Here is a 17342-nt window from a genome sequence, read left to right as displayed (position 1 = left end):
GCCGATGAGCGCGCAGACCGCCGCATACGCGCAGCCGATCCCCGAGATCGACCTCGCGCATCCGGAGCTCCCCGGCTCCGCCGCGATCGGCGCGCTCATCGGCGCGTCCAGGGTGGTCGCGCTCGGCGAGGGCGCCCACAGCATCGTCGAGTTCACGGCCTACGGTGACGCCTTCCTGCGCACCCTCGTGCGCGATCACGGCGTCACGGCGTTCGTGATGGAGTCGGGCTTCGCCGAGGGGCTTCTCGTGGACGAGTGGATCCGCGGCGGCCCCGGCGCCGTGCAGGACATCGCCAGGGAGGGCATCACCTACCGCTTCGGGGAATCGGAGTCGCTCTGGCGGCAGCTGGAATGGATGCGGGAATGGAACGCCGCAGGCGGCGGCATCCGCTTCTACGGAATGGACCTGCCCGGCTCCTCCACCTCGCCGGGGCCAGCTGTGCGCGCCTGCCTCGCCCGGATCCCGGCGCGCGACGGCGACGAGGAGCTGCAGCGCCTCGCCGACCTCGGCGGCCGCACGGAGGCCGCCATCGCCTACGCCTCGATGTCGGACGGGCAGCGCACGGAGTTCGCGGAATCCCTGCGCGCACTGATCGCCCGGGTCCGTGAAGACGGCGACGAGATCGCGCTGCGCTGCGCCGCGTCGATCGACGCGTATCTCGCGGAGCTCGACGGGGACGACGACGCGGGCCCCTACCCCCGCGAGACGTTCATGGCCGAGACCGTCGAGTGGATCGCCGCGCGCGAGGAGAGGATCCTCGTCTACGCGCACAACGGCCACGTCCGCCGCACCCCGCTCGACGGGAGGCCCATGATGGGCGCCCTCCTCTCTTCCGCACTCGGGGCGGACCTCCGCGTCATCGGCATGACGTACGGCGCCGGCCCCGTGGTGACCTTCACGCAGCGCTCGCCGCGGCCCTTCGACTGCGACGTCTCGCTCGGTCAGCGCGGCACCGCGCCAGGATCGATCGAGGAGCGGCTGGACGCGATCGGAGCGGATGCCGTGCTCGTGGATCTCTCTCGCGCCGACGCGGCCCTTCTCGACGGCGTCGAGGGGATGCTGGCAAGCGGGAGCCTGGAGCGGGTCGACGACTTCCCCGCGAGCTTCGACGCCCTGCTCCACCTGCACCGGGTCCGCCCGACCCCCGGCGCCTTCGAGCGGCTGCGCGCGGAGTTCGATGCTCCAGGGCGGTCGGAGGCATGAGCCGGATCTATCCGCCGACGCGCACGGTCGACGTCGTCGAGGAGGTCGCGGGCATCCCGATCCCTGATCCCTACCGATGGCTCGAGGCGGACAGCACGGAGGTGCACGACTGGCAGCGCGCGCAGGCCGAGCTCGCGATCGAGACGATCGACGCCGGCGGACGGAGGGATGCCGCGCTGGCGCTGATCGAGCGGCACGAGCTCGGATCCCGTCCCGAGCTTCCGCGGCACGGCGGAGGTCGATGGTTCCGGGTGGAGAGCGGGGCGGTCGTCGTGAGCGACGAGCCGTACGGCGCTGGCAGGGCGCTGGTCTCGCTCGCGCTGTTCGACGAGCCCGGGCGCCCCGCCGTGCTCTCGTGGTTCGCGCCGTCGCCCGATGGCGAGGTGCTCGCCCTCGGCGTGTGCACCGACGGCAGTGAGCACAACACGATCCGTCTCGTCGACGTCGCCACCGGAGTGCTGCGCGCTGACGCTCCGCCCGAGGTGCTGCACAGCTCGTGGGCCGGAGGGGTCTCCTGGCTGCCCGACGGCTCGGGGTTCTTCTTCCTCGCGCTCGCCGGGACCGCCGAGGGCTTCCGTCAGGTCGTGTACCGTCGCGCACTCGGCGAGAGAGGGGCATCCTCCGTCGAGGAGATCCCCGTTCCCGACGGCTCGCGGGAGTACACCCGCATCCAGTTCTCCGCCGACGGACGCTGGGCGGTCGCGAGCCATCGCGTGGGAACCCCGATCCCGGTCGCCGTGAGGGACCTGCACGCGGGCACGCCGTGGCGGGCCTTCATCCACGACTGCGCCGACACGATCGCCGGGCACATCGTCGGCGACGAGTACATCGCCGTCACAGATCACGGTGCGGCGCGCGGCCGGGTCGTCGCGATTCCGCTCGATGCACCGGCGCCCGAGGACCCGGCGTCCTGGCGCGTGCTCGTCCCCGAGGGAGACACGGTGCTGCGCTCCCTGACCCCGGTGGGAGGGCATCTGTACCTCAGCGGCTTCGCCGACACGGCCGCGCGCGTGCGCGTGCTGCGCGCCGACGGCTCCGACGCGGGCGCCGTGCCGCTCCCGGCGGACGGCGCTCTGGGCGGTGCGTTCTTCCCGCTCACCGGTCTCGACCCCGACGACGGCAGCGGCGAGTTCCTCTTCACGTTCTCGACCCTCACGACGTCGTGGGGTGCGTACCGGCACCGCCCTGGAGCGGTCGGGATCGACCAGCTCCTCGCCCCGCTGGTCGCCGTCGACGCCGAGGTCGAGTACGTCTGCGCGACGGCCCCCGACGGCACGCCGATCCCGTACCACGTGGTGCGTCCGGCCGGCGGGGCGACAGGACCGGCCCCCGCGCTGATCTCCGCATACGGAGCTGCGGGCATCCCCACCCTGCCGAAGTACCAGCTCGACCTCGCGGCGTTCGTCGCGGCGGGGGGCACGTTGATCCAGGCCTACCTCCGCGGCGGCGGCGAGTTCGGCCGCGACTGGTTCCGCGGCGCCGACCGGGAGCGGAGAGGCGTGCGCGACGGCGATCTCCGCGCCGTCGCCGACGACCTGATCGCCAGAGGGATCAGCGCACCGCGGATGCTGGCGCTGACGGGCGGATCCGACGGCGGGCTGATGTGCGGTGTCGCCGTGACGACCGCTCCGCAGCTGTGGCGCGCCGTGCTGCCGCGGTCGCCGCTGCTCGACCTCATCGGCGGCATCCGCATCCCCTACCTCGAGTTCGTGATCCGCAAGGCGTGGGGCGACCCCGACGACCCCGTCGACGTCGAGCGGATGCGCCGTTCGTCTCCGTACGAGCGCGTGGTCGAGGCGGAGTACCCGCTCGTCTACGTGCAGGCGGGGGCCACCGATCCCCGGTGTCCTCCGGCGCAGGCGCGCAAGTTCGTCGCGAGGATGCAGGCCGCGCAGCGCGGCGACGCGCCCGTCCTGCTGCACGTCTTCGAGAACGCCGGTCACGGCGCGGGCACGAGCCCCGAGGTGCTGCGGGCGCAGGATGCCGAGTGGCTCGCGTGCCTGATGGGCGCGCTCGGACTCAGCGCTCGGTCGTGATCGCCAGCAGGCGCAGCTGCAGCTGCACGGCGAAGCGCGCGTTCGGATCGTCGAGATCGAGCCGCCCGACCTCGGCGACGCGGCGCAGCCGGTAGCGGAACGTGTTCTGGTGCACGAACATCGCGGCGGACGCCAGCGTCACGTCGCCCATCGCATCGAGCCACGCGCGCAGCGTGTCGACGAGGCTCGCCTGGTGCGAATCGTCGTAGGCCATGAGGCGCGCGAGCGGACCGGACGGCACATCCCGGGACGAGCCGGCGAGCTCCAGGAGCAGCGATTCCGCGTGCACGTCCTCCAGGCGGGCGACCTGCCGCTCGGCGACTCCGGCCCGCAGCACGCGGAGGGCGCGATCGGCGCTGGAGCGGGAGCGGGGGAGCTGCGCGGTCTCCTGCACCACGCTGCCGATGCCGATGAACGGCTGCTGCGAGGAGCGCACCCTGGTGAGGAACTCGTTCGCGAGGCGCACGGCGCTCTCCTCGGCATCCGTCGTCGTCGCGGTCACCGGCAGCACGCCGTAGGCGACCTCGCCGATGAGCCCGACCGTCGAACGGGGATGCGCGAACAGCAGATGCACGGAGAAGGCGTCGGCGACGCGCTTGCGCTCAGCGGCGAGAGCGGCGTGGGGCAGCTGATCGGTCGCCGGCGCGTGCAGCGAGAGGGCGAGCACGACCGCGGGCTCCTCGCGGAGGCCGAGCCGGCGGGCGGCTTCCGCGGCGGTCGGGCCGCCGTCGAGCACGCTGCGCAACTGATCGGCCCGCAGTCGCCGCTCCACGTCGGCATCCGTGCGCTGCCAGACCATGTGCATCGCGACGAGCTTCGCCGAGTCGCGGAGCACGCGCACATGCTCCTCGCTGAGCGGCGCGGGAGAGGCGACCCAGATCGTCCCGAGCACCTCGTCGCCGGCCCGCACGGCCATGACGGTGCGGCGGCTGTCGGCGGTCTCGCTCGACGGCGCCACCTCCACGGGGTCGTCGCTGCGGCTGATCTCCTGGAAGACGCCGGTCTCCTCCAGCAGGCGGGTGTAGTGCGGGGGGAGCTGCCTGCCCCGGGGCGCCGCGCTCTCCTGCGCGTGCGAGAACGCCAGCAGCTGGGAGTTGCGGTCCTCGATCGTGACGGGCGCCTCGAGCAGGGCTGCGATCGCGTTGGCCATCGCGAAGAGGTCGCCGGCGAGGATGCCGCCGAACGTCACAGGGCGCGCGTCGTCTGGGCCCCCGGGGGTCATCAGGGCGCGGAACAGGCCGGCCAGGTGAGCCCAGGTGGTGCCGGGGGAGAGCGAGAAGAGCACGACACCCGCGCGGTGCGCCGCGGCACGGAGCTCGTCGTCGGCGGCGAAGGGCGCGCGCACGACGAGACCGGCCGCCCCGCTGAGCCCGAGCCGCGTGAGCACCTGCACGACGTCGTCGCTCTGCTCGAGGCCGACGCCGAGCACGATCGCGTTGCGCGGGGCCTCCGGCTCGTCTCGGGGGTCGTGGATCGCCACCGCCTCGATCGTGCGGTCGGCGCTGACCTCTCCGGCGACGACCTCGAGCAGGGTGCCACCGAGCTCCTCCATGACGTGCACGAGGCTCGCCTGGGGCCGGTGGTTCATCGCGGCTCGCATTCTTGTGAGGCTAGCACCGCGCACCGGGCGTTCATCGGACCGGGACCCACTGCCGCGACACCGTGAAGCGGGCGAGCGCGTCGGGGTCGGGGGATACGCCGATCCCCGGGCCGGTGGGCACCGCGAGGTGCCCGTCCACGAGTCGGAACGGCTCCGTGATGTCCTCGGCGAAGTAGCGCTCGGAGGCCGACGTGTCGCCGGGGAGCGTGAAGCCGGGGAGGGCGGCGAGGGCGACGTTGGCGGCCCGGCCGACGCCGGTCTCCAGCATCCCTCCGCACCACACGGGCACCCCGTGCGCAGCGCAGACGTCGTGGATGCGTCGGGCCTCCAGATAGCCGCCCACGCGCCCGGCCTTGATGTTGACGATGCGGCAGGCGCCCAGTTCGATCGCGGTCGCCGCGGCTCTGGCCGACACGATGGACTCGTCGAGGCAGATGGGCGTCGCGAGGCGGCGCCCCAGCATCGCGTGGCCGAGCAGGTCGTCGGCCGGCAGCGGCTGCTCGACCAGCGAGAGGTCGAAGTCGTCGAGGGCGAGGAGGTCGTCGATGTCGCTGCGCTCGTAGCTCGCGTTCGCGTCGACCTGCAGCATGATGTCGCCGAACCGCTCGCGCACCGCGCGCACGGGCTCCACGTCCCACCCCGGCTCGATCTTCAGCTTGATGCGCAGGTAGCCGTCGGCGAGGTACCCGTCGACGGTGTCGAGGAGCTCGGGGATCGAGTCGGCGATGCCCACGGAGACTCCGGAGGCGACGGAGCGCCGCACCGCGCCGAGCGCGTAGGAGAGGGGGATGCCGCGGGCCTTCAGGTCCGCGTCCAGGATCGCGGTCTCCAGCGCGGCCTTCGCGAGGCGGTTCTCCTTGAAGGCCGAGAGCGCAGGGGCGACGCTGTGCGCGTCGAGGTCGGGCGCTGCGGCGAGAGCGGGGATGAGGTGCCGTGCGAGCACATCCGCGACGCCGTGCGTGTGCTCGCCGGAGTAGAGCGGCGCTTCGCTGGCCCCGCTCTCGCCCCAGCCCTCGGCCTCGTCGGTGACCGCGCGCAGCAGCAGGGTCTCGCGCACGGCCTCGGTGCCGAACGAGGTGCGGAAGGCACCCACCAGCGGCATCGCGATGTGGAGGATCTCCACGCCTTCGAGCTTCATGAGATCTCCGTTCTGTCGACCGGCTCGCGGTCGACGATGTACCAGCCGGCGCGGTCGAATCCGCGCACGGTCGCTCCCTCCGCGATGAGGGCGCCGAGGGTGCGCCTGATCGCCAGGCGCCAGTCGGCCGCCCTCCGCGGGTCCTGCTCGCGCATCGCCTCCATGTCGGCGGGCACGGCGATGAGCACGGTCGCGGCGTCCGTGCGCCCGTCGACGGGGCGCTCGTCGCCGTCGGCGCTGAGGCCGATCGCGGCATCGGTCTCGTCCGCGATGCTCGACAGACGCGGGTGCCCGCTCGCCGCGGCGACGGATGCCGGAGCCGTCAGCGACCACCTCGCCATCACGCGGTCGGTGATGTCGTCGCGGTTGATTGCGTCGTCCATCGTGCCGTACAGGTCGGGGAGGTAGGCGCCGACGCCGGCGCCGAGCTTGCCGAGGTTGAAGTAGGCGTTGCGGCGGATCAGCGGGTCGAAGGTCCAGGTGATCGTCTCGGCGCCGTGGTGCAGCGCCCACGCCCGCTGGTGGAGCTTGAGCGCGAAGCCGATGCCGGAGCCGCGGGTGCGGGGCAGCGCTCCGGCGATGTGGCTGTGCAGGCGCCGCTCGGCGGGCGGTGCGAAGAAGCCGAGGCATGCGGCGGCGAGACCGTGCTCGTCGAAGGCGCCGCTGACGTAGCCGCCCGCCGCGCGCATCGCGCTGAGCATGTCGGCGGTCACCGGCGGGTTGCGCTCCCCGGTGCGCCAGACCTGCTCGATCAGGGTGCGCACCGCCGCGTGCTCGTCGATGTCGTCGATGAGGCGGATGCGCAGACCCGACGCGTGCTCCGCGGCGAGGGCGTCGGCGTCCGCCCGCTCCGAGATCGTCATCGCCGTGCCGTCTCGGCGGCGCGGACGGCGTGCTCGTCCTGCAGCAGGTCGGCGACCAGCGCCGTCAACAGGCGGGTGCGGTCGGGCAGCTCGGCCACGATCACGTGCTCGTCGTCGGCGTGCGCGCCGCCGCCGACGGCGCCGAGCCCGTCGAGGGTCGGCGTGCCGACGCCGGCCGTGAAGTTGCCGTCGGACGCCCCGCCGACCGCGATCGACTCCAGGGGGCGGATGCCGAGGCGCTCCGCGATCCCGCGGGCGCGGTCGAAGAGCGCCGCAGAGGCGTCGGCCTGCAGGGGAGGGCGGTTGATGCCGCCCTCGACCGTGATGACGGCGCCGTGGATGCGGGGTGCGAGCGCGAGCATCGCCTCGTGGGTGCGCTGCTGCTCGCGCGCGGAGCGGGCGCGAACGTCGACCATGAACGACGCGTGCGCGGGGACGGTGTTCGAGGTCGTGCCGCCGCGCATGCGCGTGGGGGTGACGGTGGTGCCGAGGTCGGGAGCCGCGAGATCGGCGACGGCCTGGATCTGATGCGAGAGCTCGATCGTCGCGTTGACGCCCTGCTCCGGCTCGAGGCCGGCGTGGGCCGCGCGCCCCGTGACGTGCACCTCGTAGCGGGAGACGCCCTTGCGCTCGGTCTTGAGCGCGCCGCCGGGGCCGGCGGCTTCGAGCACGAGGGCCGCAGCGCACCGGGCGGCCTCCTCCTCGATGAGGGAGCGCGAGGTGTGCGAGCCCGGTTCTTCGTCGCCGGTGATCAGCAGGGTCACGCCGTCGAGGTCGTCGAGGGCGGCGAGCGCATGGAACGCGATCACCAGGCCCGCCTTCATGTCGAAGGAGCCGGGGCCACGGAGCACGCCGTCCTCGACGTCGGCGGGGTGGGTGACGATCGTGGAGAGCGGCCAGCCGGTGTCGTGATGGCCGAGCAGAAGAACCTTCGCGCCCCCGCCGAAGCGCCACCGCAGGTGCGTGCAGCCGTCGGGCACGATGCGCTCCGGATCGGCGCCGAGAAGCCGCGCGCCCAGGGCGGCGACGGCATCCGCGCTCCGGGAGACCGCGACGAGATCGTCGGACGGGGACTCGCACCGCACCAGGTGCTGGATGTCCGCGATCATGGCGGCGGTGCGTTCTGGCATCGCTGCTCCCTTGCTGTGGCATGCCGATTCCCTGCGGATCCATCCTGCGACGCTGCCGACGCGAGATTGCTGTCGGAACGACCGAACGCGACGGCCTCCGTTGGTCGGGCTCGATGGATGAAAGGTCCTTTTCGAAGAGTTCGGAATTCCTCTTGTGCTCAGCTTGTTCACAGGAATAGGCTGGAGGGCTTCGCGCCGACCGGCCGACGCCACCGAGCCCCTGAGGAGGACACCATGACCACGATCGCCACCGCGCGGATCGCAGCTCTCGGCTCGACCCCGGCGCGCCCGCTCTTCATCTAGAGCCACCCGCCTCTCCGCATCGGACGCCCGGACTCTCAGAGTCCGTCTCACGCGCCCGCCCCGTTCAGCAACCGCTTTCCATACGAAACTCGTCTGAGAGACATGTCTTCCTCGTCTTCATCGCAGAACATCTCGCACTCGTCCTCCCTGTCCACGCCGGCGGCGCTGTGGCGTCTCAAGCCCTTCGTCAAGCCGGTCATCTGGCGACTCGCCGGCGGTGCCGCGAGCGCGCTCGCCGCGGCGATCATCGCCCTGATGATCCCCATCGTCCTCGAGCAGATCATCCGCGGTCCGGTGCAGTCCGGCGACCTCGGCGCCATCGGCTGGGGCGCGCTCGCCGTGTTCGGTCTCGCCGTCGGCGAGGCCGTGATGGTGTGGCTGCGTCGCCAGTTCGTGCTCAACCCCGCCACCGAGGTCGAGTACAAGATGCGCACCGACCTCTACTCGCGCCTGCAGACGCTGCCGGTGGCGTTCCACGACCGCTGGCAGTCGGGACAGCTGCTCAGCCGCATGATGCAGGACATCGGCCTCATCCGCCGCTGGCTCGCGTTCGGCCTCGTGCTGCTCGTCGTCAACGTCCTCACGATCATCATCGGCTCGGTGCTGCTTTTCCGCTGGCACTGGCTGCTCGGCACGATCTTCCTCGTCACGGCCGTCCCGCTCTGGATCCGCGGCTACCTTTTCGAGAAGCGCTACGGGGCGCTCACCCGCCGCAGCCAGGATCAGGCAGGAGACCTCGCCACCAGCGTCGAGGAGAGCGTGCACGGCATCCGCGTGCTCAAGGCCTTCGGTCGGGGCAAGCACGCGCTGAGCCGCTTCAGCCGTCAGGCCGAGACGCTCCGCGAGACCGAGATGAGCAAGGCCGGCGCGATCGCGTCGATCTGGTTCTGGCTCGACCTCATGCCGCAGATCGCGTTCGGCCTCAGCCTGATGTCGGGCATCTGGCTGATCTCGCAGGGCGCCATCGAGGTGCCTGAGCTCTTCGCGTTCTTCGCGATGGCCGTGGTGCTGCGCTGGCCGATCGAGTCGATCGGCTTCCTGTTCTCGTTCATGCTCGACGCCAGGACGGCGACCGACCGCGTGTTCGACATCTTCTCCGAGACGAATTCGATCACCGATCCGGAGCACCCGGTGAGCATCGAGAAGCCGCGCGGCGAGCTCGCCTTCGAGGCGGCCCACTTCCGGTACCAGGATGCGGGGGCCTCGGAGCGCGACCTGCTCGACGGCATCGACCTCGTGCTGCGCCCCGGCGAGACCATGGCCCTCGTCGGGCTCACGGGCAGCGGTAAGACCACGCTCACCACTCTGCCTGCGCGGCTCTACGACGTGACCGGAGGCCGCGTGACGCTCGACGGCGTCGACGTGCGCGACCTCACGCTCGCCGAGTTGCGCCAGCACATCGCGATGGCCTTCGAGGACGCGACGCTGTTCTCGGCATCCGTCCGGGAGAACGTGCTGCTCGGTCGCGCCGACCTCGACGTGCACAGCGAGGAGGCCGAACGCGTGCTGCGCGAGGCGCTCGACGTGGCGCAGGCGGCCTTCGTCGATGCGCTGCCCGAGGGCGTCGAGACCATCATCGGCGAGGAGGGGCTGAGCCTCTCCGGCGGCCAGCGCCAGCGTCTCGCCCTCGCCCGCGCCGTCGCGGCGAAGCCGAAGGTGCTCGTCCTCGACGACCCGCTCTCGGCTCTCGACGTCGACACCGAGGCTCTCGTCGAGGAGGCGCTGCGCCACGTGCTCGCCGACACGACCGCGATGATCGTCGCGCACCGGCCGTCGACGGTCGCGCTCGCCGATCGGGTCGCCCTGCTGGAGGCCGGCCGCATCACGGCCGTCGGCACCCATGCCGAGCTGCTGAAGTCGAGCCGCCACTACCGCCACGTCATCTCCAGCCTGGAGGCCGAGGAAGCGGCGCGGACCGGGACGATCCCCGTCATCCGCGACACGGCGGACGAGATCGACGAGGTCGTGCAGGAGGGGATCCGAGAGGATGCCGCCGCCGACGAAGACCTGATCAGCGAGAAGGAGGTGCAGGCATGAGCTCCGCGATCACCGGAACCCAGGATGAGGACCGCTCCCGCTACACGCGAGAGGAGAGCCAGGCGATCCGCCGTCGTTCGCTGCGGCTGCTCGGCTCGCTCGTCGTGCCGCTGCGCCCGCAGATCGTGCTCGCCGCCGCCGTGCTGGTCGTCTCGACCGCGCTGCAGGTGGCGGGACCGATCCTCATCAGCATCGGCCTCGACAGGGCGCTGCCCGCCGTGCTCGACCACGCCGACTGGATGCCGACCTTCATGGTCGGTCTCGCCTACCTGTTCGCCGGTCTCTTCGCCGCCGTCCTCATCGCGTGGTACGTGATGATCGCGGCGCGGATCACCCAGGCGGTGCTCCTCGATCTGCGCAAGAGGATCTTCCTTCACACGCAGCGGCTGAGCCTCGAGTTCCACGAGTCGTACACGTCCGGTCGCATCATCTCGCGCCAGACCAGCGACCTCGACTCGATCAAGGAACTGCTCGACGGCGGGCTGAACGAGCTCGTCTCCGGCGTGCTCTTCGGCGTCTTCACCTTCATCGCCCTGTGCGTGTGGGACTGGCAGTCGGGGGTGATCCTCGCGCTCGCCGGCATCCCGCTGTTCTTCCTGATGCGCTGGTTCTACACCCGCTCGCAGCTCGTGTACCGCGAGTCCCGTGTGATCAGCGCCAAGGTGATCGTGCAGTTCGTCGAGACGATGACCGGCATCCGCGCCGTCAAGGCGTTCCGCAAGGAGCCGCGCAACGACGCCGCCTTCCAGAAGGTGGCCGGCGACTACCGCGACGTGAACCGTCGCTCGATGCTGCTGTTCGGCACGTTCGAGCCCGGTCTGATGGGCGTGGCCGCTCTCACGCTCGGACTCGTCGTGCTGTGGGGCGGCATCCGCGTCTCCGACGGCGCGCTGAGCGTGGGGGTGCTGCTCTCGGCGGTGCTGTACGTGCGCAACTTCTTCGCGCCCATGCAGGAGATCGCCATGTTCCTGAACTCCTACCAGTCCGCCACGGCGGCGCTGGAGAAGGTGTCGGGCGTCCTCGAGGAGGTGCCGAGCGTGCCCGATCCCGAGAAGCCGGTCGACCTGTGGGAGTCCCGCGGTCACATCGAGTTCGACGAGGTCACCTTCGGCTACAACGGCGAGAAGACGATCCTGCCGAACTTCTCGCTCGACATCCCCGCCGGGCAGACGATCGCGCTCGTCGGGACCACCGGTGCGGGCAAGTCGACGCTGGCGAAGCTCATCTCGCGGTTCTACGACCCCTCCCAGGGGCGGGTGACCCTCGACGGGGTGGATCTGCGCAAGCTCCACCCCAAGGACCTGCGCCGTGCCATCGTGATGGTGACGCAGGAGGCCTACCTGTTCAGCGGGACGGTCGCCGACAACATCGCGCTCGGCAAGCCCGATGCGACGCTCGACGAGATCCGGGCGGCCGCGCGGGCGGTGGGGGCCGACGAGTTCATCTCGTCCCTCCCCGACGGCTACGGCACCGACGTGAACAAGCGCGGCGGTCGGGTCTCGGCGGGGCAGCGTCAGCTGATCTCGTTCGCCAGGGCATTCCTCGCGGACCCCGCGGTGCTGATCCTCGACGAGGCGACGGCGTCGCTGGACATCCCTTCGGAGCGCCTCATCCAGGATGCTCTGCAGACGCTGCTCAAGGACCGCACGGCGATCATCATCGCCCACCGTCTGTCGACCGTGGCGATCGCCGACCGGGTGCTCGTGATGGAGCACGGCCGCATCATCGAGGACGACACCCCTGCGACGCTGATCGGCGGCACGGGCAAGTTCGCCCAGCTGCATGCGGCCTGGCAGGAGACGCTCGTCTGATCGTCGGCGCCGCCCGGCGCGGCATCCGATCCTCGGACGGACCGCCCCGTGTCGGTGACGGATGCGTCCCGCGTTTCGGACGGGACCGCCGCGTATTTAGGACGGATGCGCCGCGTATTTCGGACGGATGCTCGTCTTTCGGATGATCCCCTTCGGATCGTCCGAAAAACGAGCATCCGTCCGATTTTCGTTCGCCGATGGGGGCGGGGCTGGAGAGGCGTCAGGCGGAGTGGTGACCGAGGCCGAGGGGCTGGAGAGGCGTCAGGAGGGGCCCAGGTGGAGCCCGCGCGCGATGGCCTCGGCGATCAGCGCCTCGACCTCCCACCAGCGATTGATCACCTGCTCGTAGGAGAAGCGGAGCACGGTGTACCCGCGCATCCGCAGTGCGGCGTCGTGGGCGATGTCGCGCGTGCGATCGGCCGAAGAGGAGTGGAAGCTCCATCCGTCGACCTGCACGATCAGGTGTGTGCCGATGACGAAGTCGACGGTGTGGCCGGCGAGCCGCACCTGCATGCGCAGCCGCACGCCCCACGCGCTGAGGCGCACGTGGAAGATGGTCTCGAGCGAGGAGTCCGTGCCGGGGCGCAGGTGGGCGGCGCAGCGCCTTGCCACGGCATCCCGCCATCTGACCTGGCGCAGCGAGTCGATCGAGACGCGCTCGACTCGGGCTGCGCTCTCCCAGATCGCAACCGCCTGATCGAGCGGGAAGCACCGGGCAGCATGGGCGAGCGCGTCCTCCGTGCGTGCGAGCACCCGGCGCGGGCGGGAAGGACCGAGCGACGCGGACCAGTGCGCGACGACCGGGATGCCGGGCGTTGCGGCGTTCGGACGAAGGTGCACGTGCACCTGCTCCGCCGCTCCGGGCGGCACCCACCAGCCTCGGCGCCGCGCGAGCGACACGCACGTGAGTTGCCCTCCCGACTCAGCGGCGCGCACGAGGTCGGACGGGGCATCGTGCAGAGCGATCCATCGTGCCCGGATGCGACGCACGGCGTCCGCTCGGATGGCGGTGCGGATGCGTGACACGGTGAAGCCGGCATCCAGGGCGTCCGCGCGGTGGGCGATGCCATCGCGCTGCCGCAGCCAGGTGATCAGATCCATGGGGATCACTCTGGCGATGTCCGACGCTGCGGCGGGGCGCCGATGGGCGATTGTGGAGAGATCCGGCGTTGCGCCGAAGTGTGAACGAGAGGTCGCGCGGCCGCATTTTCGGACGGATGCCCGTTTCGAGGATGATTCTCTCGGGATCGTCCGAGAAACCGGCATCCGTCCGAAAATCGTGGTGGGGCCGGGCGCACGTCGAGGCCGCACAGGACATGCGCGCGAGTCGCTGGGTACGATCGAGTCATGGACCCCTTCCTGTTCGTGGCGGAGTGGTGGTGGATCGCGCCGTCAGCCGTCGGCGCGGGGGCCGTCGCCGCGGTCGGGACGATCGGGATGCGTCGCCGCACGCGGAGATCCGGACGCCGTCTCGCCGTGGATGCCGCCCGTCATGACCTGACGACGGCCCAGCGGACCGTGACCGATCGACGGACGGCTCTGAAGCTCGCTCGTGCCGATCACGCCCGCATCGCCGCCGAGCGGAGCGCCCAGCGCGCGACCGCCGACCAGCTCGCGGGCGCTCGGCGGATCCTGCGGGAGCGGGAGCGCGACCTCAAGGCGGCCCACGCCGATGCCAAGGCGAGCAGGGTGCGGCTCAGCGCTGCGAAGGCGGCGGTTCCTGCGGCATCCGCTCCCCGTCCGCTGGAGATCCTGCGCGCGGAGCACGACGCGATCGTCGCCCGCTGGATGCGCTACGAGACCGACCCCGCCCTGCAGATCACCTACCCCGCGATGACCGACGTCAAGCAGCCGTCGACAGCGGCCTACCTGCGCGCGGCCGGCCGGGCGAACGAGCTGCGTCGTGCGGTCGAGCATCGCGCGACGCCGGCCGACTTCTCGGCCTACCGCCAGGCGGTCTCTGATCTCGAGCGCGCCTTCGAGGCTGCAGAGCACAGAGCTCACGTCCTCGCGGGGGAGTCGCCGACCGCAGCGGCCTGGCAGGACGCAGCGCAGGACGTGCTCGCGCGTTCCGCCGATGCGATCGATCGCGCGGCGGGGGCGGCGGCATCCGTCATCGCCGCGTGGACGACGCGCGGTCGCCGCGACGACCGCTGAGCCGGTCCGTACTGCCGTCCGAGCACCGCGCGCAGGATGACGCGCCGACGATGCGTCACCGCCGGTCTAGGGCGACGGAGTCTCGATGGGGGAGGGGATTCGAGACCCCGCCGCCGGTCTAGGAGGTGATCCGGATCTCGCCGACGACCTCGGCGTAGGCGGTCTCACCGACCGGAGTGAAGCCGACGCGAAGGAAGAACGCCTCGGGTCCGCCGTCGCCGGCCTCGTAGATCACGTTGACGTGGTCGAATCCGCGCGCGCGTGCCTCTTCGATGAGCTTCTCGACCGCGAAGCGGCCGACGCCCTTGCCCTGGCCCTCTGCATCGACGTTGATGCGCCACAGCACGGAGCGGAAGTGCTCCTCGGGGGCCTCGGGGTCGAAGTTGGCACTGACGAAGCCGACGACGGTATCGCCGTCGAGGATCACGCGCTGCCAGGAGGTCTTCGGGTTCATCACCGTCGCCGCGATCCCGTACGAGACCGGGGCGAGGAACTGCTCCTGTCCGGGCTTGAGCGACAGGTTGTTCACGGCGACGATCGTCGCGGCGGAGAGTTCGACCATGCGCAGTTCGGACATGATCCCAGGCTAACCCCTCGCGGGCGCACGCACACGCAGCCGGGACACATTTCCCATCGACGGACGGATGCCGGACCCGGCGGACAGCGGGCGCAGGGTCGCTCAGGTATCTTGGTATCGAGACAAATCACCCCGTGAACGGAGAACCTCCCGGTGACCGACGACGCCATCATCTACACGCACACAGACGAGGCTCCGGCACTCGCCACGGCTTCCCTCCTCCCGATCATCAAGGCCTTCACCGGCCAGGCGGGAATCGAGGTCGAGACCCGCGACATCTCGCTCTCCGGTCGCATCCTCGCCGCCTTCCCCCAGAAGCTCGCTCCCGAGCAGCAGGTGGGAGACGCTCTCGCAGAGCTCGGCGGCCTCGCGACCCTGCCCGAGGCGAACATCATCAAGCTGCCGAACATCTCGGCATCCATCCCGCAGCTCAAGGGCGCCATCGCCGAACTGCAGGCCGCGGGCTACGACATCCCCGACTTCCCCGACGAGCCGAGCTCGCTGGAGGAGAAGGACGTCCGCGCCCGCTACGACCGCATCAAGGGCTCCGCAGTCAACCCCGTGCTGCGCGAGGGCAACAGCGACCGCCGCGCCCCGCTCGCGGTGAAGAACTACGCCAAGAAGCACCCGCACCGCAACAAGCCGTTCGCCGAGGGCTCGAAGACCCGCGTCGCCACGCTGGGCCACGACGACTTCAAGCACAACGAGCGCTCCTGGGTCGCCGCCCACGACGACGTGCTCAGCTTCCGCCACACGGCCGCTGACGGCACCGTCACGGTGCTGAAGGAGGGACTGAAGGTCCTGCCGCGCGAGATCATCGACGCGACGTTCCTCTCGGCATCCGCACTCGACGCCTTCCTCGCGGAGACGCTCGAGACGGCGAAGGCCGACGACGTGCTGTACTCGGTGCACCTCAAGGCCACCATGATGAAGGTCAGCGACCCGATCATCTTCGGCCACGTCGTGAAGGCGTTCTTCGCCGACGTGTTCGACCAGTACGGCGAGCAGCTGGCGGCCGCGGGCCTGAACGCGAACGACGGACTCGGCTCGATCCTCGCCGGACTCGCGAATGTCACGGGCGGCGCCGAGATCGCCGCGGCGTTCGACAAGGCCATCGCCGCGGGTCCGCGTCTGTCGTACGTGAACTCCGACAAGGGCATCACGAACCTGCACGTCCCCAGCGACGTGATCGTCGACGCCTCGATGCCCGCGCTCGTCCGCAACGGAGGCAAGCTGTGGGGCAAGTCCGGTGAAGAGGCCGACACCCTGGCCGTCATCCCCGACTCCTCCTACGCCGGGGTCTACCAGGCCGTGATCGACGACGTGATCGCGAACGGCCCGCTCGACCCCGCCACGATCGGCACCGTGCCGAACGTGGGGCTCATGGCGCAAGCGGCCGAGGAGTACGGCAGCCACGACAAGACCTTCGAGATCGCCGCCGCAGGCACCGTGCAGGTGCTCGACAGCGAGGGCACCGTGCTCATCGAGCACGAGGTCGGCAAGGGCGACATCTGGCGCGCGACCCAGACCAAGCACATCCCCGTCATGGACTGGGTGAAGCTCGCCGTCGGTCGTGCCCGCGCCACGGGTGCTCCCGCCGTGTTCTGGCTCGACGCCAACCGCTCGCACGACGCGCAGATCATCGCCAAGGTGCACCAGGGTCTGGCGACCCTCGACACCAAGGGCCTCACGATCACGATCCTCGCCCCCGAGGAGGCCACGCGCTACACGCTCGCGCGCATGCGTCACGGCCTCGACACCATCTCGGTGACCGGCAATGTGCTGCGCGACTACCTCACCGACCTGTTCCCGATCCTCGAGGTCGGCACGTCGGCGAAGATGCTCTCCATCGTCCCGCTGCTCGCGGGCGGAGGTCTGTTCGAGACCGGTGCGGGTGGCTCCGCGCCGAAGCATGTGCAGCAGCTCGTCGAGGAGAACTACCTGCGCTGGGACTCGCTCGGCGAGTTCTTCGCGCTCGCGGCGTCGCTCGAGCACTTCGCCGACCGCACGGGCAACGAGAAGGCGCGCGTGCTCGCGGAGACGCTGGATGCCGCGACCGGCACGTTCCTCGAGGAGGACCGCTCGCCCGGCCGCGCGCTGGGCACGATCGACAACCGTGGCAGCCACTTCTACCTCGGCCTGTACTGGGCCCAGGAGCTGGCCGCGCAGACGAAGGACGCCGACCTCGCCGCAGCCTTCGCCCCGATCGCTGCGGACCTCGCCGCGAACGAGGAGAAGATCGTCTCCGAGCTGAACGCGGTGCAGGGTCAGAAGGTCGAGATCGGCGGCTACTACCGCCCCGACGACGCGCTCGTGACCGCCGTCATGCGCCCGTCGGCCACGCTGAACGGGATCGTCGACGCCCTGGCGTGATCTGAACGACGAGAGGGACCGGATGCCGAGAGCATCCGGTCCCTTTCTTGTCGATGCGGGCTCAAAGGACGCAGCGCCGTTTTTCGGATGATCCGGGGGATAACCTCCGAGAA

General features: G+C 70.9%; 12 protein-coding genes. 6 read left to right on the top strand and 6 right to left on the bottom strand.

Annotated elements, in window-relative coordinates:
- The first annotated feature begins 4 nt into the window (after positions 1-4).
- Positions 5-1204: an erythromycin esterase family protein gene (locus MRBLWH10_RS11535; protein WP_341939974.1), complete on the top strand. Its 1200-nt coding sequence runs from the start codon at positions 5-7 to the stop codon at positions 1202-1204.
- Entirely contained in the window at positions 1201-3240 is a 2040-nt protein-coding gene (locus MRBLWH10_RS11530) for a prolyl oligopeptidase family serine peptidase (RefSeq protein WP_341939973.1), read from the top strand. Before MRBLWH10_RS11535 ends, MRBLWH10_RS11530 begins: the two co-directional genes overlap by 4 nt.
- On the opposite strand, the gene MRBLWH10_RS11525 is transcribed toward MRBLWH10_RS11530, so the two are convergent.
- From MRBLWH10_RS11525 to MRBLWH10_RS11510, 4 genes are read right to left on the bottom strand one after another with little or no spacing between them, the layout of a single operon-like run.
- The gene (locus tag MRBLWH10_RS11525; protein ID WP_341939972.1) at positions 3224-4828 is read right to left on the bottom strand and encodes a helix-turn-helix domain-containing protein; all 1605 of its coding nucleotides are present in this window, start codon (positions 4826-4828) and stop codon (positions 3224-3226) included. The two genes, MRBLWH10_RS11530 and MRBLWH10_RS11525, sit on opposite strands and share 17 nt — an antisense overlap.
- A 43-nt stretch (positions 4829-4871) precedes the next feature.
- A complete protein-coding gene (menC, locus tag MRBLWH10_RS11520) occupies positions 4872-5978 on the bottom strand; it encodes an o-succinylbenzoate synthase (RefSeq protein ID WP_341939971.1) in 1107 nt (368 codons plus the stop codon).
- Positions 5975-6841, bottom strand: coding sequence for a GNAT family N-acetyltransferase (locus MRBLWH10_RS11515; protein WP_341939970.1), 867 nt, complete (start codon positions 6839-6841; stop codon positions 5975-5977). The genes menC and MRBLWH10_RS11515 overlap by 4 nt, the downstream gene beginning before the upstream one ends.
- Positions 6838-7971 (bottom strand): M20 family metallopeptidase, encoded by a 1134-nt coding sequence (locus tag MRBLWH10_RS11510; RefSeq protein WP_341939969.1) that lies wholly within the window; start codon positions 7969-7971, stop codon positions 6838-6840. Before MRBLWH10_RS11510 ends, MRBLWH10_RS11515 begins: the two co-directional genes overlap by 4 nt.
- 405 nt (positions 7972-8376) lie before the next feature.
- Between MRBLWH10_RS11510 and MRBLWH10_RS11505 the strand changes: the two genes are divergently transcribed.
- Both MRBLWH10_RS11505 and MRBLWH10_RS11500 read left to right on the top strand, forming a co-directional pair.
- A complete protein-coding gene (locus MRBLWH10_RS11505) occupies positions 8377-10311 on the top strand; it encodes an ABC transporter ATP-binding protein (RefSeq protein ID WP_341939968.1) in 1935 nt (644 codons plus the stop codon).
- A complete protein-coding gene (locus tag MRBLWH10_RS11500; protein WP_341939967.1) occupies positions 10308-12122 on the top strand; it encodes an ABC transporter ATP-binding protein in 1815 nt (604 codons plus the stop codon). Before MRBLWH10_RS11505 ends, MRBLWH10_RS11500 begins: the two co-directional genes overlap by 4 nt.
- Before the next feature lie 261 nt (positions 12123-12383).
- Here the strand turns inward: MRBLWH10_RS11500 and MRBLWH10_RS11495 are convergent, their stop codons facing one another.
- On the bottom strand, positions 12384-13223 hold the full coding sequence (locus tag MRBLWH10_RS11495; RefSeq protein ID WP_341939966.1) for a DUF559 domain-containing protein: 840 nt from the start codon (positions 13221-13223) through the stop codon (positions 12384-12386).
- Positions 13224-13469: 246 nt separating this feature from the next.
- Between MRBLWH10_RS11495 and MRBLWH10_RS11490 the strand changes: the two genes are divergently transcribed.
- Positions 13470-14279, top strand: coding sequence for a hypothetical protein (locus MRBLWH10_RS11490; RefSeq protein ID WP_341939965.1), 810 nt, complete (start codon positions 13470-13472; stop codon positions 14277-14279).
- Between the two features lie 118 nt (positions 14280-14397).
- Here MRBLWH10_RS11490 and MRBLWH10_RS11485 read toward each other — a convergent pair whose 3' ends face one another.
- Positions 14398-14856 carry a GNAT family N-acetyltransferase gene (locus MRBLWH10_RS11485; protein ID WP_341939964.1) on the bottom strand — a complete coding sequence of 153 codons (459 nt, stop codon included), beginning with the start codon at positions 14854-14856 and terminating at the stop codon, positions 14398-14400.
- Positions 14857-15009: 153 nt separating this feature from the next.
- Between MRBLWH10_RS11485 and MRBLWH10_RS11480 the strand changes: the two genes are divergently transcribed.
- Entirely contained in the window at positions 15010-17229 is a 2220-nt protein-coding gene (locus MRBLWH10_RS11480; protein WP_341939963.1) for an NADP-dependent isocitrate dehydrogenase, read from the top strand.
- Positions 17230-17342: the final 113 nt, after the last annotated feature.

This window comes from Microbacterium sp. LWH10-1.2 (assembly GCF_038397765.1).
Taxonomy (GTDB): domain Bacteria; phylum Actinomycetota; class Actinomycetes; order Actinomycetales; family Microbacteriaceae; genus Microbacterium; species Microbacterium natoriense.
Note: the sequence above shows the minus strand (reverse complement) of the source record. Positions and strands in the feature narration are given on the sequence as shown.